This window comes from Pseudomonas sp. GW821-FHT09A09, assembly GCF_059418405.1.
This window is the reverse complement of sequence record NZ_JBWKPU010000007.1, coordinates 113,991-134,915: the sequence shown is the minus strand read 5'-3', so window position 1 is coordinate 134,915 and position 20,925 is coordinate 113,991. Positions and strand designations below refer to the sequence as shown.

Below are 20,925 nucleotides of genomic sequence, written 5' to 3'. Positions count from 1 at the left end.
TTTCCCACGAATAACTACCTTTCACCGGGCTGCAGAAACGCCAACGCCACAGGTGCGATGCCCCCGTGGCGTTGGCGTTGCAGCGCTGGAAAACCTCAGCGATAGGTCACGGAAAAGCTCGCATAACCATTGGCCGAACCCGGGGTGGGCGTAGGTCCGTCGGCCGTCTGGATGTAGCGCGCCTTGAGCGGCACCGTGGTGGTGCCGTTGACGATGCGCGTGAGGCGTACCGGCTGGCCCAGGTTCAGCGGCGTGTCATTGGCCTGCAACACCTGGATGGCCACGCCCTGGGCGGTGGAATCACTCGACAGGCTCAGCACGCCATTGGCCGCATCCAGGATGGTCGAGGTCTTGTTGCCATCGACCTGGATGTTGGCGTAGTTACCATTGAAATTGCCGTTGGCGTTGTTCGGGTAATTGCTGCCCGCGATGCACGAGTCCAGCGTGACGGCGAACGGCTGGGCGGGCGTGGTGGAGTTCTTGCCGTTGAACACACGCTTTTCCCAGGTGCCCATCGGCACATCGATCTGATTACCCGGCGCGGCTGGCATCGAACAGCCGGCGACCGTCACCGAGGCGGTAAAGGTCAGGTCGAAAATCGGGCCACGATCAGAAGTCCCCGTGGCCACCAGTTGATTGATGGTATGGGTGCCCGGTGCGATATCGCCGGTTTTGACCAGGGTATAGCGCATCAAAGCCCCGGTCATTCCGCTGACGGCATAGGAAATATTCATGTTGAGTTCAAACGGAATGAAGCGGCTGGGGTTATCCGCCTGCCCTCTCCACTCGGCGGCAAAACCGGTCATATAGATCGCCAGGCCGATGCCGGGCACATTGGTTTGTAGCAACGAACTGGCGGGCACCCGCACCACATCCACCGGGACATCGGTGACCACGGGGCCGACCAGCGTGGTGGCGTAACGCGCGACCAGGCCACACACCAGACGGTCGTTGAACGGCACCGTGCGAATCGGCGCGTTGTTGTTGAGCGTGGTGCCGATCGGCACGTCACGCGGCGCAAATACGGTACCGGCGGCCAGGGTCAGTTGCTTGGGCGTGCCGTTGTTGGAGTCCCAGGTGCAGGCTGCCATGGCGGGCGCCGCCACCAGCGCCAGGGCGAAGGCGGCAAAGCCGGTGGTGAGTATGGATCTCTGTTTCATGATTGAAGTCCTCGTAAGAGCAACTGCAGGCATGGACGGTCTTTGGCCTCATCAGAGGGAGCAGGCATAAAAACCGGGTGAAACCTGATTATCGAAAATCGCCATCACCCAACCCGTAGCCGACTTCCCGCCAACTCGTAGGAAATTTCCTACGATCAGCGGTAGGTCACTGTGAAACTCGCGTAACCATTGGCGGTGCCCGGCACCGGCGTCGGCCCATCACCCGTCTGGATATAGCGCGCCTTGAGCGGTACCGAAGTGGTGCCACTGACGATGCGATTGAGGCGTACCGGCTGGCCCAGGTTCATCGGCGTGTCATTGGCTTGCAACACCTGGATGGCCACGCCCTGGGCGGTGGAGTCGCTCGACAGGCTCAGGATGCCGTTGGCCGCATCCACGATGCTGGACGTCTTGTTGCCATCGATCTGGATGTTGGCGTAGTTGCCATTGAAGTAGCCGTTGGCGTTGTTGGGGTAGTTGCTGCCCGCGATACACGAACTCAACGTGATGGCAAACGACGTTGCCGACGTGGTGGAGTTCTTGCCGTTGAACACGCGCTTTTCCCACGTACCCATCGGCACATCGATCTGGTTGCCGGGGGCGGCCGGCATCGAACAACCGGCCACGGTGAGGGTGGCGGTGAACGTCAGGTCGAACATGGGGACCGTGTTGGTCGTACCCGAGGCGACCAGTTGGTTGATGCTGTGGGTGCCGGCCGGAATATCGCCGGTCTTGACCAGCAGGTAGCGAAACATGATGGAAGGCATCTCGGCGATGGTCCCCGAGGCGTAGGTCAGGTTGAGCGGCACAAACCGGTTCGGGTTATCGGCCGGGGTGCGCCAGCCGGCGGCAAAGCCCGTCATGTAGATCGCGAGGCCAACTCCGGGCACGTTGGTCTGCAACAACGCATTGGCGGGCACGTTGAGGTAGTCCACCGGTATATCGGCGGCCAGCGGCCCGACCAGCCTGACGTTGTAGATCGACGACGAGCCGCATCGCAGGCCGTCACCGAAGTTGACGGCACGGATCGGCGAAGGGTTGTTCAGCGTGGTGCCGATGGGCACATCGCGCGGTGAGAACACTGTCCCGGCGTTGTAGGTCAGCGCCTTGGCCGTCGTGCTGCCAGAGTTCCATGTGCAGGCCACCGAAGGGATCGCAGCAGACAACAGGGCCGCAGTACCCAGGTAACTCAAGAGCCGTGATCTGAAATGCATGATTGATGTCCTGCTGGAAACGGGTGCCGGTATGAGGCCAGGCAACCCAGGGATGCACGTAAAACAAACTGTCAGAACGGGTTCAGCGATAGGTCACCGAAAAACTCGCATAACCATTGGCAGACCCCGGCATTGGCGTCGGCCCGTCGCCGGTCTGGATATAGCGCGCCTTGAGCGGCACCGTGGTGGTGCCGTCGGCGATGCGATTCAGGCGTACCGGCTGGCCCAGGTTCATGGGCGTGTCATCAGCCCTGAGTACCTGGATGGCCACGCCCTGGGCGGTAGAATCGCTCGACAGGCTCAAGATGCCGTTGGCCGCGTCCAGGATGGTAGAGGTGTTGTTGCCATCGATCTGGATATTGGCGTAGTTGCCGTTGAAATAGCCGCCCGCGTTGTTGGGGTAATTGGTGCCGGCAATGCACGCTGTCAGGGTGATGGCAAATGGCTGGGCCGGCGTGGTGGAGTGTTTGCCACTGAACACGCGCTTTTCCCAGGTGCCCATGGGTACGTCGATCTGATTGCCGGGAGCAGCCGGCAGCGAACAGCCGGCCACGGTGATGCTGGCGGCGAATGTCAGGTCGAATATCGGCCCCATGTTCGATGTACCGGAGGCAACTACCTGGTTGATGCTGTGGGTGCCCGCCGCAATGTCGCCGGTTTTGAACAACGCGAAGCGAAACCGCATGGAAGGCATTGTCACCGGCGCCGGCGCATCGTAAGTGAGCGTGAACGGAATAAAGCGGTTCGGGTTGTCCGGTGGCAGGGCCCACTCTGGCGTGAAGCCGGTCATGTAGATGGCCAGGCCAATGCCGGGCACGTTGGTCTGCAAGAGTGCATTGGCTGGCACGATGGCGTAGTCCACCGGCACCCCCATGGCCAGCGGGCCGATCAGCGTGGTGGTGTAGAACGCCGAAGCCGTGCAACGCAGCGTGTCACCGAAGTTGACGGTCTGGATCGCGGCCGGGCGACTGTTCAACGAACTGCCGATCGGAATATCCCGCGGCGCGAAGTAAGTGCCCGCGTTGAACATCAGCGGCTTGGCCGTGGTACCGCCCGATGTCCAGCTGCAGTCGGCCAGTGCTGGCACCGCCGCTAGCGACAGGGACGATGCCCCCAGGCAACTGAGCAGTCGTGATCTGAAATTCATGTTTGAAATCCTGCTGAGCACGACTGTGGGCATAGGTTGCCGTCAGCCTGCCGGATGATCGAGGTCGGGCGCCAAGGCCAGAAGAGGCGCGATTATGGGAAATCGATATCACCCAACGCGCAGCCGATTTCCCACCAACTTGTAGGAAATTTCCTCAGGCCAAGGTTTTCACTCACACCAGGTTGTTGCGCTTGGCAAAGTCCGCCAGGTACACCACCGACTTGACGTTGAGTTTCTCGATCAGGCGGGTCTTGTAGGTGCTGACCGTCTTGTTGCTGATCAGCATGGCATCGCCGATCTGCTTGTTGGTCATGCCCAGGGCCAGTTGCTGCAGGATGCTCAGTTCGCGGTCCGACAGGCGTTGCACCAGGTCATGGTCCGATCGCTGGGTGTCACTGCGCCGCACGGTGTTGCTGGCCAGGTCGGGAAAATACGTATAACCGTTCATCACGGCGGCGACCGCCTTCACCAACTCGCCCAGCTCATTGCTCTTGGAGACAAACCCGGCCGCGCCCGCCTTCATGCAGCGCGCGCAGTAGCGCAGCGCAGGCTGGGAGGTCAACACGAGGGCTTTGCTGGGGCCATTCTTACCCGTGACCCGGGCAATCAGCTCCAGCCCGTCGAGTGTGGGGAGGGTCAGTTCAAGAATGATCAGGTCCGGCACCCGCTCGCGAACGCAGCGGACCGCCTCGGCGCCATCACCGGCTTCGGCAATATCAGTGAACCCTTCCCTGGCCAGCAGCATTTTGACCGAGGCGCGGATAAAGGGGTGGTCGTCCACAACTAACGCGCTAGACATAGCTTTCCTTTCTGCAACACAAATCGGCAGTCGGCTCTCCCCTTGGCTGTTCGGTGGGTGCAACACACGAGGAACGTCGATCGTCCTTCAATCATTGAGGAAGGCGAATGATGGGCACTGGACTGGAGCGTTGACGTAGGACCAATCCCTGCAAATCGTAGGATTTTTCCTTCCGGCGTTGAATGTAGGAGCCGGCTTGCCGGCGATGGCGGCGCGTCAGTCGACCTCTGTGCGACTGACCCACCGCTATCGCCGGCAAGCCGGCTCCTACAGGGGGAGATGGGGTTATTTGAGGTAGCGCGCCGCAGGCTTGGCGTTGCCGAACTTGCCCGAGATCGCGCGGCGCCCGGCTTCCCACTCGTCCCACGCCTGGCCTTCATGCAGGCCCGGAATGGTGACGCGCTCACCCAGGTCCAGCCCCGCCAGTGCGGCGTCCACCAGGTCACTGGCCGACATGGTGATCGGGCTCTCTTTCTGCGGCGCATAGCCCGCCACGTCCCAGAACTCGGTGGCGGTTGCGCCAGGCAGCACGCTCTGGATGCGCACGCCCTTGTCACCGAGGTCGCGTTGCAACGCGTGGCCGAAGCTCAACACGTAGGACTTCGAGGCGCTGTAGACACCGTTGAGCATCTCCACGGCAATACCTACTACCGACGCGATATTGATAAGGGTGCCGGTGCCCCGCGCCACAAAGGCCGGCGCCACCGCATACGTCAGGCGTGTGAGGGCGGTGATGTTCAGGCCGATCATCGCGTCCATCGTCTCCACGTCACCGTCGAGCACCGAGGCCACTGAGCCGACCCCGGCGTTGTTGACCAGCACGGTGATGCTGGCGTCTTCACGCAATACCGCCTCGACCTTGGCCAAGGCGGCCTTGTCGTTCAGGTCGGCGACCAGGGTGGTGACGGTCCGCCCGGTGTCGGCGCGCAGCCTGGCCGCCAGGGTATCCAGGCGCTCGGCGTTACGGGCTACCAGGATCAGGTCATAACCACGTTTGGCCAAACGGTCGGCATACACCGCGCCGATGCCCGTGGATGAACCCGTGATAAGGGCTGTGCCCTTGGACGCTACAGTACTCATGCGGTGTCTCCAGAAAAGTGAGCCGACAAACTTCGGTGATTGAGAGTACGGCTTCCCCTCCACGGCACAAATGTCGTATATACACCTTTTTAGGACACACCTTTCCAGAGAGCGGTACACGCCATGAAAACCATCGGCCTTGTGATTTACCCAGGCTTCCAGGTACTGGGGCTCGCCGTTTCAGCGGTTTTCGAAACCGCGAATGACCTGCACGGCATGCCTTATGCGCTGACGGTGGTGTCCGAGCACGGCGGCATCGTGCACTCCTCCCTGGGGTTCGGCATGGAGTCACGGTCGTTCAAAGGCGCGCACTACGACACGCTGGTGGTGATCGGCAATAACCACCTGGATGATGTGTCGCCGGGGCTGATCGACTACCTGCGCAACGCCACTTCACAGCGCATCACCGCGGTGTGCACCGGCGCCTTTGTACTCGCCCAGGCGGGCCTGCTGGAAGGCCGTCGCGCAACCACCCACTGGGCTCACGCCCGGGCGTTTCGCGAGGCCTACCCCGGCGTGCGGATGGAAGAAGACCGTATCTTCGTGATCGACGGCGCGCTGTGGACCTCGGCCGGCATGACCGCCGGCATCGACCTGGCGCTGGCGATTGTCGAGAAGGATTTGGGCACCGAGATCGCCCGCAGTGTTGCCAAGAAAATGGTCGTGCACCATCGCCGTTCGGGCGGTCAATCGCAGTTCTCGACGCTGCTGGACCTTGACCCGAAAACCGACCGCATCCAGAGCACGCTGCTCTATGCCAAGGAACACCTGGGGGCCGACCTGTCGGTGGAACAACTGGCCGACATCGCCCACCTGAGCCCGCGCCAATTCAGCCGGATCTTCAAGGAAGAAACCGGCCAATCGCCGGCCAAGGCCATCGAACACCTGCGGGTTGAAGCGGCGCGAATCATGATGGAAGAAGGCCGTTACTCCCTGGACATCATCGCCCGGGAGTGCGGGTTCGGCGAACGGGAGCGCATGCGCAGGTCGTTTCTGCGGGCATTCGGGCAATCGCCCCAAGCAATCAAGCGCGTCACCCCTCTACTGTAGGAGCTGGCTTGCCGGCGATGAGGCCCTTGGGATGAGTGCATGCCTTGAGGGCGCAATCGCCGGCAAGCCGGCTCCTACAGTGGTTGGCAGCGCAATAAAAATGTGGGAGCTGGCTTGTCGGGTCGCCGCATCGCTGCGATAGCGGTGTATCAGTGCCAGATGTGCTGACTGACACGATGCTATCGCGGGCAAGCCCGCTCCCACATGGGGTCTGCTGTGAGGTCTAATTATTTGGAGACGGGCATCGCGAACTCAGCGCCTTGCTCGATGCTCTCCGACCAGCGCTGCATGATCGACTTCTGTTTGGTGTAAAAACGCACACCCTCGGTGCCGTAGGCATGCATGTCGCCAAACAGGCTCTTCTTCCAGCCTCCAAAACCATGCCAGGCCATCGGCACCGGGATCGGTACGTTGATGCCGACCATGCCCACTTCGATGCGCCGTGCAAACTCGCGTGCGATGTTGCCGTCGCGGGTGAAGCAACTCACGCCGTTGCCGAACTCGTGATCGTTGACCAGCTTTACCGCTTCGGAGAAGTCAGCAGCACGCACGCACGCCAGCACCGGGCCGAAGATCTCTTCGCGGTAGATGCTCATGTCTTTAGTGACGTGGTCGAACAACGTTGCGCCGAGCCAGAAGCCGTTTTCCAGGCCGGCTTCGGCAGGCACATAGTCACGTCCATCGAGCAACAATTTTGCGCCGGCTTGCACGCCTTGTTCGATGTAGCTACTGATGCGCTCCAGGGCGGCGCGAGACACGATCGGGCCCATCTCGGCTTTGAGGTCGCGGCCGTCAGTGATGCGCAGTTGCTTGGCCCGTTCGGTCAGGGCCGCGATGACTTTGTCACCTACATCCCCCACCAGCACTGCCACCGAAATGGCCATGCAGCGTTCACCGGCACTGCCGTAGGCAGCGCCCATCAGGGCGTCGACGGTTTTTTCGATATCGGCGTCGGGCATCACCACCATGTGGTTTTTCGCACCGCCCAGGCCTTGCACGCGTTTGCCGTGGCGGGCGCCGGTCTCGTAGATGTATTGGGCAATTGGCGTGGAGCCGACAAAGCTCACAGCCTTGACATCGGGGTGTTCGATCAGCGCATCCACCGACTCCTTGTCGCCCTGCACCACGTTGAACACGCCTTTGGGCAGGCCGGCTTCGCGCAGCAATTCGGCCATGAACAGCGAGGCACTCGGGTCGGTCGGGCTTGGCTTGAGGATGAAGGTGTTGCCCGCTGCAATGGCGATGGGGTACATCCACATGGGCACCATCACGGGGAAGTTGAACGGCGTCACGCCCGCTACAACGCCCAGCGGCTGACGCAAGGTCCAGTTGTCCATGCCACGAGACACCTGGTCGGAAAACTCCCCCTTGAGCAGGTTGGGAATGCCACAGGCAAATTCGAGGATGTCGATGCCGCGGTCCACTTCACCCTGGGCATCGGTGAAGACCTTGCCGTGTTCGGCGACGATGATGCGCGCCAGGTCGTCCTTGCGTTCACGCAGCAGGTGGAGGTATTCGAACAGCACGCGGGCACGGCGGATCGGCGGGGTATCGGCCCAACCGGCGAAGGCCGCCTGGGCGGCAGCGACGGCTTCGGACACGGTCTGGCGGCTGGCCAGGGCGACGCGGCCGGTCTTTTCGCCAGTGGCCGGGTTGAAGACATCCTGATAACGATCATCGCGGGACACGCGCTGGTCGTTGATGTAGTGCTCGATGGTCGTAGTCATGGCAGTGGTTCCCAGGTGGGTAGCGATGGGACACACGATAGGCTTTCGATTTGTTCCGAACCAGAGCAGAATCCAGAACTGATTGTCCACCTACGCGAACAATACCCTCATGGAAAAAGCTGAGATCGAAGGGCTGTGGACCCATATCCACTGGCTGTCGGTACTGGAAGAACAAGGCACCTACACCGCTGCAGCGGCGCGCCTGGGCGTGAGCAAATCGGCAGTGAGCCAGCGCATTTCCGACCTGGAAAAAGCCACCGGCACCCGGCTGGTCACCCGTACCACGCGCAGCGTGCGGTTGACGGATGCCGGCCTGTCGTTGACCCGCGAAGTGCGCAGCGCCTACGAGCACATCGCCCGCAGTTTCTCGTCGGTACGTGACTCAGTGGGAGAGATTCGCGGCCTGGTGCGCCTGACGGCGCCGGTGGCGTTCGCCCGCCAGCAACTGGTGCCGCACCTGTCTGCGTTCTTGCAGCAGTACCCGCAGGTGCGTATCCAGTTGGACGTATCCGATGCGCTTAGCTCACTGGCAGCCGAGGGCTATGACTTGGCCGTGCGGCATGGCTTCCAGGTACCGGAAACCCATGTAGCCTGGAAACTGTGCGACACCGCCTCGGTGCTGGTGGCGACCCGGGAATACCTGCAGCGCCATGGCGAACCGCGCGAACCCGGCGACCTTACAGCGCATAACTGCCTGTTCTACCCGCGTGGCACCGACCAGCCGGCGTGGACTTTTGAGCGCGGCGTCAAGAACGTGCAGCGCCTCACCGTGCCCATCGCCGGGAGCTTCGCCACCAACAACAGCGAAGCCCTGCGCGACTCGGCCCTCAACCACTTGGGCATCGCCCTGCTCCCGGATTTCAGCGCCCATGCCGCACTGGCCAGTGGCAAGCTGGTGCAGGTGCTCAAGGACTGGACACTCAAGGGGGTGTTTGCCGATGAGATCTATTTGATTCGGCCGTACTCGCCCCATGTGCCGAAGTCGGTGAGTGTGTTGGTGGGGTACCTGAGGGACGCGTTGGCAGGTGGTTTCAAATTTTTTCCACCAACACACACTCAGCCATGAGGCACTAATACGGCATGGTCATAAAATTTTGGGGTTGAAAGCCGTAACCTTGCAGAAAAGTTGAAATGGCCGTGGCCTGCTCACTTGTCAGTACCGGGGTCAAGGAAATGACGTTAAAGACTTGTACGCCCCCGGCAAAACAATGCCACTCCACCATTGCAGTCGAGTCCGCCCAAACATACCGGGATGGAATATTCGTACCGCCAAAATCAGAAGGTGCGGCACCTGCGCTGGCATCAACAATATTGACCCACAAATCGGTGGCAATCAGATTGCGCGGAATCGCTTGTACCTCGTACCACTTACCTTCAGGACCCAGACCATAAACATCGACTTTGCCAATAGCCAACGACAATATTGCCAGCAGATACGGGAATGTGACCCGTGGTTTAGTCAATACCAGTACAGACGGATCGGTTGCGGGCGCACCGCCATTAACTTTCTGGTAGACCCACCGGTAATAGGCCTTGTTTCCAAATGGCAGGAAAACCCGAAACCCCTGAGGCAATGCTTTTAACGTGTTCACGATTTGCGTCGGGAACGCTATGGGGGGAGGATTTGTACAGGCCCCATCACTGATGGAAGGATCATTCCACGCCAACGAATCAGCCGAAGCCCATGAAACGACGGTGGCGCATACCAGCCCGGCAAACAGCGCATAAGGTTTCATCTTCCATCCCTCCTAGAGTGTCCATCTTCAATGCCATCGAGACTAACGGATCGTTCGGGTGATGAAACCTGTCAACTCTGACAGGTTTACTCCTATTAAAAGGAACCATTCTCGACAACTAACAGCTCATAAAATACTTATAGCCAGCCGCAATAAACCTCCCGACAAACATCACAACTTCATCATTAAATCGATACATCCCAGCGTCTCGCCAACGGCTTTTTGACACCACCCAAAAAGCCATACAACTAATTGTAAATATTCAATTATTGCAGCTCCCAAACGCCACCCCTAACCCACTTTTCAAACTCCTTACTGCACCCGCTTGCAAAACAACCACAACCGTCTACGTTCATGAATACCGTAAAAGCCATCAGCCACTATTGATCAAACCCGACTGCCGGGCGAGGGACTTTATTGCACTGAAAACAGACCAGACGCTGCTGTAACTCAAGACACGGAACTTAAGTCTTAACTCTCAGAAGGGATGCTTTGATGAAGCGCAGCCAGTGGTACCGTGCGTTCTCGAAAAAGGGGCCAGCCGATCATTTCTGGCTGTCGTTGCTGTGTTTTTGCGGCCTGGTTATCGCCAGCTTTCTGTTGTTTGAACAGCAGATTCAAGACTTCCTCACGCACCTGAACCTGTACCAACCGTCGACACCCGCGCAAACACTCAACCTCGCCTTGTTGCTGGTCGCCCTGCTCGCGCTGGATGTGGTGCTGCCGGTGCCGTCGAGCGTAGTGGCGTTGCTGGCGGTGGCGCTGTTCGGCAGCCTCGGCGGTTACCTGGTGATCTTTATCGGGCTGTGCCTGGGCGCCGGGCTGGGGTATGCGCTGGGGGCCGGGTATTTTCGCTTATTGTCCAGCCGCCTTGGCTTACATCAGCGCCAGCCAGGGCAGTTGGGGTACCGGTTGGGCACGCTGTCGCTGATTTGCCTGCGTGGCGTGCCGGTGCTGGCGGAAACCTCGGTGGTCGCGGCCGGCATGCAACGCTATCCGCTGCGGGCGTTCCTGCTGATCACCACCCTGGCCAACGCCGGGCTGGCGCTGGCCTACACGGCCATCGGCACCTTCCTGATCGAACAGAACGCGCTGCTGGTGACGGTGCTCGCCAGCATGGTGTTGCCGCTGCTGTTCGTCGCCGGCTACAGCCTGCTCAAGACGCTGCGCAAACCCGCCAAGGATCAACCGCTGCACGGGCGCTTCGAGGTGAGCTACGACTACCCGGTGGTGTTCACCGATCACCTGTTCGACCCACTCAACCCGTGCCTGCACGGCCAGCTCACCGCCCACCACGCGGGCCCGGTGACGGTGATGGTGTTTGCCGACGCCCAACTGCTGCAAAGCGCCCCGCAGTTGCTGGAGCAGATCGACGCGTATTTCGCCGCCCATGACGACCTGCATCTGCAAACAACCCCTATCGCGGTGCCGGCCGGTGAATTGAGCAAGACCTCGCAGGTACTCGAACAGCTCTACCGCGACATGTTGCAACACGGGCTCGATCGACATTGCTACGTGCTGGCCCTGGGCGGCGGCGCGGTGCTGGACGCCGTGGGCTACGCCTGTGCCACGTTCCACCGAGGCATCCGCCTGATCCGTCTGCCCAGCACGGTACTGGCCCAAAATGACGCCGGTATCGGCGTGAAAAACGGCATCAACGCCTTCGGCCAGAAGAACCTGCTGGGCGCCTTCTACCCCGCCACCGCCGTGATCAATGACTTCCAGTTGCTCACCAGCCTCACGCGTCGCGACCAGATCGCCGGCCTCGCCGAGGCGGTCAAGGTGGCGCTGATCAAGGACCAGGCGTTCTTCGAATGGATGGAGCAGCACGCCGACGCCCTCGCCCGCTTCGAACACAGCGCCAGCCGCTACGCGATCCGCCGCTGTGCCGAATTGCACCTGGAGCACATCACCGGTGCCGGCGATCCGTTCGAGCGCGGCAATGGCCGCCCGCTGGACTACGGGCACTGGGCCGCGCACAAGCTGGAAAACCTCAGCCACCACCGCTTGCGCCATGGCGAAGCGGTTGCCGTGGGCATGGCCCTGGATGGGCTGTACGCCAACGCCCTGGGCCTGTTGAGCGATGCCGACAGCGAACGGGTAATGAGCCTGCTGCGCACGTTGGGCTTCGACCTGTGCCCGGCGGAACTGGGCCTCAAGGACAGCCAAGGTCGCTCGCAGGTATTGCTTGGCCTGGAGGAGTTCCGCCAGCACCTGGGCGGGCAACTGTCGATCCCCATGCTCAACCGGATCGGCCAATCGGTGGACCTGCACGAGATCGACGATGCGCGAATGGAGTGGGCACTGCAACGGCTGATGACCCGCCGCGAAACCCTACTGCCCCTGCATGAGGGTTTCGCAAAATGAGCCAGGCCGACGTAAAAACCTGGCTGACCCTGGGCCGCGTGTCCAACCTGCCCACGGTGTGGACCAACACCCTGGCCGCCGCCCTGCTCGCCAGCAGCGCCGGGGCCCTGGCGCCACCGTCGTCGCTGGTGTGGCTGCTGCTGTTGTTCACGCTGTCGCTGCTGTACCTGGCCGGCATGCTGTTGAACGACCTGCTCGACGCCGACTGGGACGCACAACACCACAACCCGCGCCCGATCACCCTGGGCCTGGCCAGCCGCCAACAAGTGGGGCGCGCCACGGCACTGTTGCTGACCCTGGCCGCCGTGGCGGTGCTGGGCCTGAGCCGCTTGATCGACCAACCCCATTGGCTGCTCGGCGGTGTGGTGCTGCTAGTGGGCTGCATCTTTGGCTACAACCTGCTGCACAAGAAATACGCCCACAGCGTGTGGTTGATGGGCGCCTGCCGCTCGGCGCTGTACCTCACCGCCGCCGCCAGCCTGGCGGTGCCACCCGAGCCGATCTGGCTCTGCGCGATGTTGCTGGGCGTGTACATCAGCGGCCTGACCTACCTGGCCCGCCAGGAACACCGCAACAGACTGATCAGCCGCCTGCCGTTGCTGCTGATGCTCAGCCCGCTCGTCCTGGCCATCTACTCCAACAACCTGTGGTTCTGGCCCGTACTGGCGCTGTGGCTGGGCTGGCTGGGTTGGCACTACTACAAGCACCTAGCCAACCCTCAACATCGCCAGGTTCGGGCGTTTATCGGTGCGGGCCTGGCGGCGCTGCCGCTGTTCGATGCCCTGGTGCTGGCGGTGGCCGACCAGCCGTTGGGCAGCCTGCTGTGTGTGCTGGTGTTTTTCCTGCTCCCCCACTTTCAGCGCTGGATCAAACCGACATGAACATGCGCCCCGAATGCCTCATCGAACAGCAGCACACGTTGGCCGAGCAACTGGATGCCACCCAATTGCAGTGGTGGCAGCAGGCACAAGTGCAACTGGCCCAACAGCCGAGCGCCACCACGGCGGCGCTGTTGAGTGGCCAATGCAAGCGCCACCTGCCGGCCACCGCCGTCGAATCGGTACGTGCTGTGTTGCTGGCCCAGCTACTTGAACAAGCCCCCATCGACGAGCGTCCGGCGTTGCTGCGCCAGTTGTTCCTGTGGGGCGACGACCACGAAAAAGTCGCCACCCTCAAGGCGCTCGACTGGCTCGACAGCGAGGGTGTGTGCCTGGAACTGGCGCTCCAGGCCGGGCGCACCAGCAACCCCCAGGTGTTTGCCGCCCTGGCGCTGGACACCGCCTACCCATCTCGACATTACCCCGAGCGTGCCTTTCACCAGCTTGTGCTCAAAGCACTTGGCATGGGCCTCGACATTGAGCGCCTGATCGGCCTGGAACAACGCCAGGGCGTCACCCTCAACCAACTCGCCCTCGACCTGCTGGACGAGCAACTGGCGGCCGACCGCCCCGTGTCCCCCGGGCTGCCCCGCGCCATTGCCTTCCACCTGCTCAGCCCCGCGCAACGCCAGCGCCTGGGCGGCCTGCGCCTGCCCCCGGAATGGCACGCCTACCTGAATTGAGCCCCACCGCCTGCCCTTTTCCCTTGACGAGGATTCACCATGCTCAAGTACTTCGATCCGCATATCCACATGGTCAGCCGCACCACCGATGACTACCAGAACATGGCCGCCGCTGGCATCACCGGGGTGATCGAACCTGCGTTCTGGCAGGGCCAGGCGCGTACCAGCGTCGGCAGTTTCGTCGACTATTTCGACACGCTGCTGGGGTGGGAGCGCTTTCGCGCGAGCATGTTCGGCATCCATCACTTCTGCACCATCGGCCTCAACCCCAAAGAGGCCAACGACCTGTCGATTGCCAATGAAGTGCTGGAGATTTTGCCGCGCTACCTGGTCAAGGACGGCGTGGTGGCGGTGGGCGAAATCGGCTATGACGACATCACGCCCGAAGAAGACCGGTTTCTCGCTGCCCAACTAGAGCTGGCCAAGCAATTCAACCTGCCGGTGCTGGTGCACACACCGCACCGCGACAAGATCGGCGGCACCAAGCGCACCCTGGCGGTGGTCCGCGAAGTGGGGATTGCCGAGCACCTGGTGATCATCGACCACCTCAACGAACTCACCCTGCCCCTGGTACTCGACAGCGACTGCTGGCGCGGCCACTCGATCTACCCCAACACCAAGATGTCCGAGCAACGCATGGTGGCCCTGCTCAAGGAATACGGCACCGAAAAAATGGTGGTCAACAGCGCGGCGGACTGGGGCATCAGCGACCCGCTCAAGGTGCCCAAGACCGGCCAGGCCATGTTGGCCGCAGGCTTCAGCGAAGCCCAAGTTGAGCAGGTGCTGTTCCACAACCCGGTGGACTTTTTCGCCCAGAGCGGCCAGCTGGACAAGGCCCTGGTCAGCACCCCATTGCCCATCGACCAGCGCAAGCAATGGCAGGAAAACTCGGCCCTGCGCGGCCAGGATCCGGTGGTCAAATGAGTGCCGCCAGCGGCTGGACGGCCGCCCAGGTCGGCTATTGCAGCAACGTGCACCCCACCCGTGACCTCGCCGGGCTCAGCGCGTCCATCGCGCAGCATTTCCAGGGCGTGCGCAGCCTGCGCGGGTTGCTGGAACAGGACAGCGGCCTGTGGATCTGCGCCCGCGCTGCCGAGCAATTGCGCGACGCCTCGGCACGGGCGCACTTCCTTAAGCTGCTGCACACCAGTGGCGTGCGCCTGACCTCGTTGAACGGCTTTCCCTACGGTGAGTTCCATCAGGGCGCGGTGAAAGCCGAGGTCTACCTGCCAGACTGGGCCGACCCGCAACGGCTGGCCTACAGCCTGGACCTGGCGCGTATCCTCGCCGACGCCTTGCCGGCCGGCTGCCGCCAGGGCGTGATTTCCAGCGTGCCGCTGGGCTATGCCGCCACCTGGACGCCTGCCTTGCAACGGCGGGCTGACGAGCACCTCAACCGGCTCACCGCCGCCCTCGCCGACCTGCACCGGGAAACCGGCAAGAAGATCGTGTTCTGCCTGGAGATGGAGCCGGACTGCGTGCTGGAAACCACCGAACAGGCCATCGCCTTCTTCCAGCAGCGGCGCGTGACGGATCCGAACCATGCCTACCTGGCGCTGTGTTTTGACGTGTGCCACCAGGCGGTGATGTTCGAGGACTGCTATCAATCCCTGGACCGCCTGCGCCAGGCCCGGGTGCCGGTGGGCAAGATCCAGCTCTCCAACGCGATGATCTGTCGCCTGCCGCCGCAAGGGGATGCGCGGCGCCAGCGGGTACTCGACACCCTGGCGACCTTTGCCGAAGCAGTCTACCTGCATCAGGTCAAAGCCCTGGATGCGCAGGGCCGAGTGGTCGCCTGGCCGGACTTGCCCGCCGCCCTGGCGGGTTGTGACAGTTATCGCGAGCTGCGCATTCACTTCCACGTGCCGCTGTTCAGCGAACACTTGTTGCTGCCCGAACTCAGCGGCAGCCAGGTGGCATTGGCACAAACCTTCGATTACCTGGCGGCCCATCCAGAGTTTCGCCCTGTGCTGGAGGTGGAGACCTACAGCTGGGGCGTGCTGCCCGCCGAGCTGCGGCCCGCCTCCGAACCGGCCCAGTTGGCGGGCATCGCCGCCGAGCTGACCTGGGTCGAGACGCAGCTGCGTCAACGCAACCTGCTGCGTTCCCCGGTGCAGGAGGCGTACGCCCATGCACTCTGATCAACCGTTGCTGCTGATCAATGTGGTGGGGCTGACGCCCGCCTTGCTCGGCGAGGCCACGCCGCATATCAACAAGCTGCTCAAGACCGCGCAGATGGCCCACTTGCAACCGGTGTTCCCGGCCGTCACATCGACGGTGCAAGCCTCGATCCTCACCGGCACACCGCCGTCGGCCCACGGTATCGTCGGTAACGGCTGGTACTTTCGCGACCAGGCCGAGGTGAAGTTCTGGCTGCAACCCAACGCGCTGATCCAGGGTGAAAAGGTCTGGCACACCCTCAAGCGCGTGCTGCCGGGGTTTCGCTGCAGCCAGTTGTTCTGGTGGTACAACATGTACGCAGACGTGGACGCCGCCATCACCCCGCGCCCCCACTACCCCGCCGACGGGCGCAAACAGTTTGGCCTGTATTCGTCGCCGCCCGAGTTGCACGCCCAGATCGAGGAGCAGATCGGCGAGTTTCCGTTTCCCGGTTTCTGGGGGCCAGCGGCGGGCATTCGTTCCAGCCGCTGGATCGTCGATTGCGCCATGGCCGAATTCCAGATCAACCGGCCGCACCTGCAATTGATCTACCTGCCTCACCTGGACTACAGCCTGCAACGCGTGGGCCCCGACCACCCCTCGATTGCCGATGAAGTGCGCGCCATCGACCTGGAAGTCGGGCGCTTGCTGTCGTTCGCCGAGGCACAAGGGGCGGCGGTGATGGTGCTTTCCGAGTACGGGATCGAAGCGGTCGAGCAGTCGATCTCGATCAACCGTGTGCTGCGCAGCGAAGGCCTGTTGCAGGTGCGCCAGTCGCTCAGTTGGGAGCTGCTCGACGCCGGTGCCAGTGCGGCGTTCGCGGTAGCCGACCATCAAATCGCGCACGTCTATGTGAAGCAGGCGCAGGACATTCCCCGCGTCAAAGCCCTGTTGCAGCGCCAGCCAGGCATCGAGCAGGTGCTGGATAAAACCGAGCAGCGCGCCTGGCAACTGGACCACCCGCGCAGCGGCGAGCTGGTGGCGGTGGCTGCTGCCGGGTTTTGGTTCGATTACTACTACTGGCTGGATGACCGCAAGGCCCCGGACTTTGCGCGCACCGTGGACATCCACCGCAAGCCCGGCTACGACCCGCTGGAGCTGTTTGTCGACCCGGCCATCCGCTTCCCCCGTCTGAAAGTGGCGCGCCGTCTGCTGCAGAAAAAACTCGGCTTTCGCTACTACATGGACCTGATCCCGCTGGACACCCGCCTGGTCCGTGGCAGCCATGGCCGCCTGCCGAGCAGCGTGCAGAACGGGCCGCTGTTGATCACCAATTGCGACCTGGCGTTGCCGCAGCAGCTTGCAGCAACGGCAGTCAAGCAACTGCTCCTGGAACACTTCCTGGGGCGCCCACACACCGAACTGGCCACAGCCAAGGAGCTTCCATGCGGCGAGCCTTATCAATCACTGTCCTGAGTGCACTGGCCGGATTGGCCCAGGCCCAGGCCCCCAACACCTTCGATTGCAGCAACTTCCTGCAGTTTGGAGGCAACCTCAATGCCACCCGAACCCTCTTCACCCAAAGCCCCGAGACCCTGGCCTGGAACTGGTTCGCTTGCCTCAACCAACCCGCGTCCACGCAAAGCCCGGACCGCGTGTGGGAAACCCTGAAACCGTCGGACCAGGTCTACCTGAACAACGGCGCCCAACCGCTGCCGTACGCCCAGCGCGTGCCGGTGCCCGCCGCCGTGCTCACGCAGGCCAAAACGCTGGGCATGAACACCAGCCGCCTGTTTCACAACCTCAACGCCACACAGCAGGTGGACGGGCTGATCCTGCAAATGGGCGGCCAGGTGCCGGCTGCCGAGAAAGGCCAGGCGGTGCGCTTCCAGCTGTTGATGGGCCAGGACACGTTCAACTACATCGTCCAGCAGAAGGTCTACAACGTGAACGGCCAGGCGGCGCTCACCAGTGACCTGAACTTCCCCTCCACCGCCTGGGAACTCAAGGCCGCGTGGCTGTGGATCGGCAGCGACGCCACCTATCAACAGCAACTGGCCAACGACGGTTATTACATCGCCCAGGCCTACTACCAGCAAGGCAGCACCTACCAGGTGGGTTACGCCGCATTGAGCGGCTTGCACGTGATCAACAAGCTGAACCCCAACTGGGTCTGGACCACCTTTGAAAATGTCAACAACAGCAAATACACGGTGACCAACGCGACGCCGGCCACGCCGATGACCAACAGCACCGGCCCGACTGCGGCGGCGCAACCGGTGAACACCAGCTTCCAGGCCGCCAACCCGACATTGGCGCAGTACGAGTTGATCGGTGTGCAGTCGGAAACCAACCCCACCCTGCTGGCCAACTCCCAACTGGAGTCGGCGTTCCAGAGCGAGTCGTCGTGTTTTGCTTGCCACGGCACGGCGGCGTACTCGCCCAAGCAGGGCTACTTCAATTTCGCCCTGAAGCAACAGGGCGGCATCGTCTACCCCACCGCCGAGTTGCCGGCCGCCGACTTCGTCGGTTACCACAAACTGGACTTTGTCTGGTCGCTCAAACGCGCCCAGTGGCAACGTTAAGGAGCCTGACATGAGCGTATTGAATTTTCCTCGGATCTACGTCAAAGGCCACATGTTCTGGAACCCGCCAACGGCCAATAACAACGACATGTTCCCGGTGTATGACGCGGTGAAGATGCAGATGAACTGGCCGTTCCTGGAGTCTTTTGGCATTACGCCGCTCAATGCGGCCAGCACACTGCTGCCCTGGACGATTGCGCCGCTGCCGGTCAACCAGATCCCCGACTATGTGCTGCAAGTACCGGGCAATGCCCCACAAGTGACCACGCCGATGATCCCCGGCGAATGGAACCTGTTCGGCGACAACGCCTGCGGCACGGTGAGCTACCAACAGACCCAATCGGTGATCAGCGGCGGCGAACTGCCCGACGGTGGCTATGTCGCTACCGATTCCTTGATCAACCAGCCCTATCAACTGGTGGGCAATCCCTTTGGCGGCGCAGGCCCCACAGCGGCGCGCTTTGTCGACGTGAGCCCGTGGCAGAACACCTTTACCGCGCTGTACTTCGACAAGCTGGTGCTGGGCACTCCGCAATGCGGCCTGACCCTGAACCGCGAGCATCGCATGCTCGACCGTCTGCTGAACTTCAAATGGGCCGGCCTCGGCGGCCTGAGCTACGTCACCACGACCTGGCAGACCTGTTTCCCGAAAGAAAACCTGGCATGGGCAGTGGGCGATTCGGCCCTGCTGAAAAACCTGCAAGCACAGATGCAGCAGCAAAACGCCAAGGGCCTGATGTTCCGTTTCACGACGTACCTCACGTGCTACGACAAGAACGGCATCCTCAATGACTTCCCGCCCATCGACACTCATTCCTCAAGCCCCGAGGCCCTGGCCAAGGTGCAGGCCATGTACCAGCAGGGGCTGGATAACGTCGGCGATATTTTCTTCAACCCCGCTTACAGCCGTACGGTCGGCACCCTGGGCTTGTGGTTCGAGGATGAGTTCCCCACCGCACCTGCCGGCATGCGCCTGGTGCCGGCTGCCAAAGTGCCGATTCACATCACCCCCGGGGACACCCCGAAACAGGTACAGCTCGGCGTGACCTCGGCGCAGATCCATGGCAACACCTTGTCGCTGGATCTGGGCAACACGTTTGCGTTCTATCCGGTCGACAAAAGCGCCCCCATCCCTGTGGCGGCCAAATACCTGGCGGGCGACTACGCGGTTGGCATCCGCCAGGGCACGCAGTTCAACGAATTGGCCCGCTTCAGCTATGCCGATTACCAACAGACGCAGTTCGACCAACGCTCGGGCCTGCTCGACCTACCCTTCACCGTGGCGGCGCAGACCCTGCTGCAAAGCGGCACGCTGGAACTGCAATTGCTGGGCAGCCCGAATGCAGTCGCCGCCACTCAACAAGAATGGACTGCCGAGGTGATCGAGAGCGGCAGTTTCATCGACGTCGGTGCCACCCAGACACTGCAGATCATGGTGCAACGCAATGGCCAGCCGGCACCGGCCGGCACCACCTTATGGGTCGCCGAATACGGCAATGCCTACATGCTGTGCACCACCGACTATTACCTGACGTTCAGCAATGCGGCCGACTTCACGCTGTTCAACAATGATCCCTCCAACTTCGCGAACAACACTGCCAACCTGCCCCAATTCAAGGGCACGTCCGCACTGGCGACGATGCTGACCGAAGGCACCGGCCGCCAGCTCATGTCGATACTGCCCGCCGAAAACACAGACACGACGCAACCGGTGACCTATCAGACCTATTTGAAGACACCCGCCGCAGTGTCCCTGCAGCCTACTTTGGCGTTCTCCAACCCGATCAGCCGCCAAGGCGTCCTGGACGACCCGCTCAACAGCGCCGTGCAATACAACGTGACCTCTGTGCAAACCGATGCCAATGGGATTGCCCGGTTGACGGTCACGGGCCAAGCACCGGGCTTTCCAACCCTGCGCTTCTTCGTGCAGGAAGGTCAGCAGACGCCGGGTATTCCCTTCAGTTTCCCGCTCGCCGAAGCCTATGTCGACTTCCTCGCACCGCTGCGGGTGCTGCCGCTGGAACCCGAACTGCAGAAGGCTTTCGTCACGGCCTGGAACGCCATTTACCAGCGCGAGGACGCGAGCACGGTGATCTGGGAGACCTTTATCTTCCCCTTCATCCTCAAACCCTATTACTACCTCTACCCGATCATGAACAAGTTCATGCCGCTCAATTCCCTGACCCGGATCGAAGGCGCTATCGACCAGCTAATCGTGCTGATCAGCAAGGAATACCAAGAGGAAAGCACCCTGGCGATGCCCATCACCCGCGACATGCCGCAAAGCCGTCGCGCCGTGCTGGAACTGTGGGCCCAGGCCTTGGTGAAACGCAATTACCCACCCGTGCCGCTCAGCATGAGCGACTACCAATAACGCTGTAACGCCAGGACCACCGGGT

At 61.9% G+C, this 20,925-nt stretch carries 17 protein-coding genes; 10 read left to right on the top strand and 7 right to left on the bottom strand.

The annotated features are described in order from the left end of the window. Positions 1-95 precede the first annotated feature (95 nt). From AC07OV_RS08235 to AC07OV_RS08215, 5 genes are all read right to left on the bottom strand, one after another. The gene (locus AC07OV_RS08235) at positions 96-1,160 is read right to left on the bottom strand and encodes a fimbrial protein (protein ID WP_495091999.1); all 1,065 of its coding nucleotides are present in this window, start codon (positions 1,158-1,160) and stop codon (positions 96-98) included. Between the two features lie 155 nt (positions 1,161-1,315). Continuing rightward, the gene (locus AC07OV_RS08230; RefSeq protein WP_495091998.1) at positions 1,316-2,374 is read right to left on the bottom strand and encodes a fimbrial protein; all 1,059 of its coding nucleotides are present in this window, start codon (positions 2,372-2,374) and stop codon (positions 1,316-1,318) included. An 82-nt stretch (positions 2,375-2,456) separates the two neighbouring features. Continuing rightward, positions 2,457-3,521, bottom strand: coding sequence for a fimbrial protein (locus tag AC07OV_RS08225; RefSeq protein ID WP_495091997.1), 1,065 nt, complete (start codon positions 3,519-3,521; stop codon positions 2,457-2,459). Positions 3,522-3,693: 172 nt separating this feature from the next. Continuing rightward, entirely contained in the window at positions 3,694-4,320 is a 627-nt protein-coding gene (locus tag AC07OV_RS08220) for a response regulator (protein WP_494996765.1), read from the bottom strand. 285 nt (positions 4,321-4,605) lie between these two features. After that, complete coding sequence (locus tag AC07OV_RS08215; RefSeq protein WP_494996764.1) at positions 4,606-5,400, bottom strand: SDR family NAD(P)-dependent oxidoreductase; 795 nt, start codon at positions 5,398-5,400, stop codon at positions 4,606-4,608. Positions 5,401-5,523: 123 nt separating this feature from the next. Here AC07OV_RS08215 and AC07OV_RS08210 point away from each other — a divergent pair, with 123 nt between their 5' ends. Continuing rightward, positions 5,524-6,450 (top strand): GlxA family transcriptional regulator, encoded by a 927-nt coding sequence (locus tag AC07OV_RS08210; RefSeq protein ID WP_495091996.1) that lies wholly within the window; start codon positions 5,524-5,526, stop codon positions 6,448-6,450. A 227-nt stretch (positions 6,451-6,677) separates the two neighbouring features. On the opposite strand, the gene AC07OV_RS08205 is transcribed toward AC07OV_RS08210, so the two are convergent. Beyond that, the gene (locus tag AC07OV_RS08205) at positions 6,678-8,177 is read right to left on the bottom strand and encodes a CoA-acylating methylmalonate-semialdehyde dehydrogenase (RefSeq protein ID WP_495091995.1); all 1,500 of its coding nucleotides are present in this window, start codon (positions 8,175-8,177) and stop codon (positions 6,678-6,680) included. Between the two features lie 109 nt (positions 8,178-8,286). Here AC07OV_RS08205 and AC07OV_RS08200 point away from each other — a divergent pair, with 109 nt between their 5' ends. Then, entirely contained in the window at positions 8,287-9,243 is a 957-nt protein-coding gene (locus AC07OV_RS08200) for a LysR family transcriptional regulator (RefSeq protein ID WP_494996761.1), read from the top strand. A 4-nt stretch (positions 9,244-9,247) separates the two neighbouring features. Here the strand turns inward: AC07OV_RS08200 and AC07OV_RS08195 are convergent, their stop codons facing one another. Then, the gene (locus AC07OV_RS08195) at positions 9,248-9,913 is read right to left on the bottom strand and encodes a hypothetical protein (RefSeq protein ID WP_494996760.1); all 666 of its coding nucleotides are present in this window, start codon (positions 9,911-9,913) and stop codon (positions 9,248-9,250) included. Positions 9,914-10,408: 495 nt separating this feature from the next. Here AC07OV_RS08195 and AC07OV_RS08190 point away from each other — a divergent pair, with 495 nt between their 5' ends. Genes AC07OV_RS08190 through AC07OV_RS08155 form a run of 8 tightly spaced genes read left to right on the top strand, consistent with a single transcriptional unit; the run spans position 10,409 to position 20,900 of the window. Continuing rightward, entirely contained in the window at positions 10,409-12,280 is a 1,872-nt protein-coding gene (locus AC07OV_RS08190; RefSeq protein WP_495091994.1) for a 3-dehydroquinate synthase, read from the top strand. After that, on the top strand, positions 12,277-13,161 hold the full coding sequence (locus tag AC07OV_RS08185; protein WP_495091993.1) for a UbiA family prenyltransferase: 885 nt from the start codon (positions 12,277-12,279) through the stop codon (positions 13,159-13,161). Before AC07OV_RS08190 ends, AC07OV_RS08185 begins: the two co-directional genes overlap by 4 nt. Beyond that, positions 13,158-13,841, top strand: a complete 684-nt coding sequence (locus tag AC07OV_RS08180) for an EboA domain-containing protein (RefSeq protein ID WP_494996757.1) — start codon at positions 13,158-13,160, stop codon at positions 13,839-13,841. The genes AC07OV_RS08185 and AC07OV_RS08180 overlap by 4 nt, the downstream gene beginning before the upstream one ends. Before the next feature lie 39 nt (positions 13,842-13,880). Next, the gene (locus AC07OV_RS08175) at positions 13,881-14,765 is read left to right on the top strand and encodes a TatD family hydrolase (protein ID WP_495091992.1); all 885 of its coding nucleotides are present in this window, start codon (positions 13,881-13,883) and stop codon (positions 14,763-14,765) included. Further along, positions 14,762-15,982: a metabolite traffic protein EboE gene (gene eboE / locus AC07OV_RS08170; protein WP_176997634.1), complete on the top strand. Its 1,221-nt coding sequence runs from the start codon at positions 14,762-14,764 to the stop codon at positions 15,980-15,982. The genes AC07OV_RS08175 and eboE overlap by 4 nt, the downstream gene beginning before the upstream one ends. Beyond that, positions 15,972-17,417: an alkaline phosphatase family protein gene (locus tag AC07OV_RS08165; RefSeq protein WP_494996755.1), complete on the top strand. Its 1,446-nt coding sequence runs from the start codon at positions 15,972-15,974 to the stop codon at positions 17,415-17,417. Before eboE ends, AC07OV_RS08165 begins: the two co-directional genes overlap by 11 nt. Further along, on the top strand, positions 17,387-18,526 hold the full coding sequence (locus tag AC07OV_RS08160; RefSeq protein WP_495091991.1) for a hypothetical protein: 1,140 nt from the start codon (positions 17,387-17,389) through the stop codon (positions 18,524-18,526). Before AC07OV_RS08165 ends, AC07OV_RS08160 begins: the two co-directional genes overlap by 31 nt. A 10-nt stretch (positions 18,527-18,536) precedes the next feature. Next, the gene (locus tag AC07OV_RS08155) at positions 18,537-20,900 is read left to right on the top strand and encodes a hypothetical protein (RefSeq protein WP_495091990.1); all 2,364 of its coding nucleotides are present in this window, start codon (positions 18,537-18,539) and stop codon (positions 20,898-20,900) included. The last annotated feature ends 25 nt before the right edge of the window (positions 20,901-20,925 follow it).

What these genes read in the sequence shown, in the direction of transcription:
- AC07OV_RS08235 (WP_495091999.1), bottom strand. Translation starts at nt 1,160, where the DNA reads ATGAAACAGAGATCCATACTCACCACCGGCTTTGCCGCCTTCGCCCTG.
- AC07OV_RS08230 (WP_495091998.1), bottom strand. Translation starts at nt 2,374, where the DNA reads ATGCATTTCAGATCACGGCTCTTGAGTTACCTGGGTACTGCGGCCCTG.
- AC07OV_RS08225 (WP_495091997.1), bottom strand. Translation starts at nt 3,521, where the DNA reads ATGAATTTCAGATCACGACTGCTCAGTTGCCTGGGGGCATCGTCCCTG.
- AC07OV_RS08220 (WP_494996765.1), bottom strand. Translation starts at nt 4,320, where the DNA reads ATGTCTAGCGCGTTAGTTGTGGACGACCACCCCTTTATCCGCGCCTCG.
- AC07OV_RS08215 (WP_494996764.1), bottom strand. Translation starts at nt 5,400, where the DNA reads ATGAGTACTGTAGCGTCCAAGGGCACAGCCCTTATCACGGGTTCATCC.
- AC07OV_RS08210 (WP_495091996.1), top strand. Translation starts at nt 5,524, where the DNA reads ATGAAAACCATCGGCCTTGTGATTTACCCAGGCTTCCAGGTACTGGGG.
- AC07OV_RS08205 (WP_495091995.1), bottom strand. Translation starts at nt 8,177, where the DNA reads ATGACTACGACCATCGAGCACTACATCAACGACCAGCGCGTGTCCCGC.
- AC07OV_RS08200 (WP_494996761.1), top strand. Translation starts at nt 8,287, where the DNA reads ATGGAAAAAGCTGAGATCGAAGGGCTGTGGACCCATATCCACTGGCTG.
- AC07OV_RS08195 (WP_494996760.1), bottom strand. Translation starts at nt 9,913, where the DNA reads ATGAAACCTTATGCGCTGTTTGCCGGGCTGGTATGCGCCACCGTCGTT.
- AC07OV_RS08190 (WP_495091994.1), top strand. Translation starts at nt 10,409, where the DNA reads ATGAAGCGCAGCCAGTGGTACCGTGCGTTCTCGAAAAAGGGGCCAGCC.
- AC07OV_RS08185 (WP_495091993.1), top strand. Translation starts at nt 12,277, where the DNA reads ATGAGCCAGGCCGACGTAAAAACCTGGCTGACCCTGGGCCGCGTGTCC.
- AC07OV_RS08180 (WP_494996757.1), top strand. Translation starts at nt 13,158, where the DNA reads ATGAACATGCGCCCCGAATGCCTCATCGAACAGCAGCACACGTTGGCC.
- AC07OV_RS08175 (WP_495091992.1), top strand. Translation starts at nt 13,881, where the DNA reads ATGCTCAAGTACTTCGATCCGCATATCCACATGGTCAGCCGCACCACC.
- eboE (WP_176997634.1), top strand. Translation starts at nt 14,762, where the DNA reads ATGAGTGCCGCCAGCGGCTGGACGGCCGCCCAGGTCGGCTATTGCAGC.
- AC07OV_RS08165 (WP_494996755.1), top strand. Translation starts at nt 15,972, where the DNA reads ATGCACTCTGATCAACCGTTGCTGCTGATCAATGTGGTGGGGCTGACG.
- AC07OV_RS08160 (WP_495091991.1), top strand. Translation starts at nt 17,387, where the DNA reads ATGCGGCGAGCCTTATCAATCACTGTCCTGAGTGCACTGGCCGGATTG.
- AC07OV_RS08155 (WP_495091990.1), top strand. Translation starts at nt 18,537, where the DNA reads ATGAGCGTATTGAATTTTCCTCGGATCTACGTCAAAGGCCACATGTTC.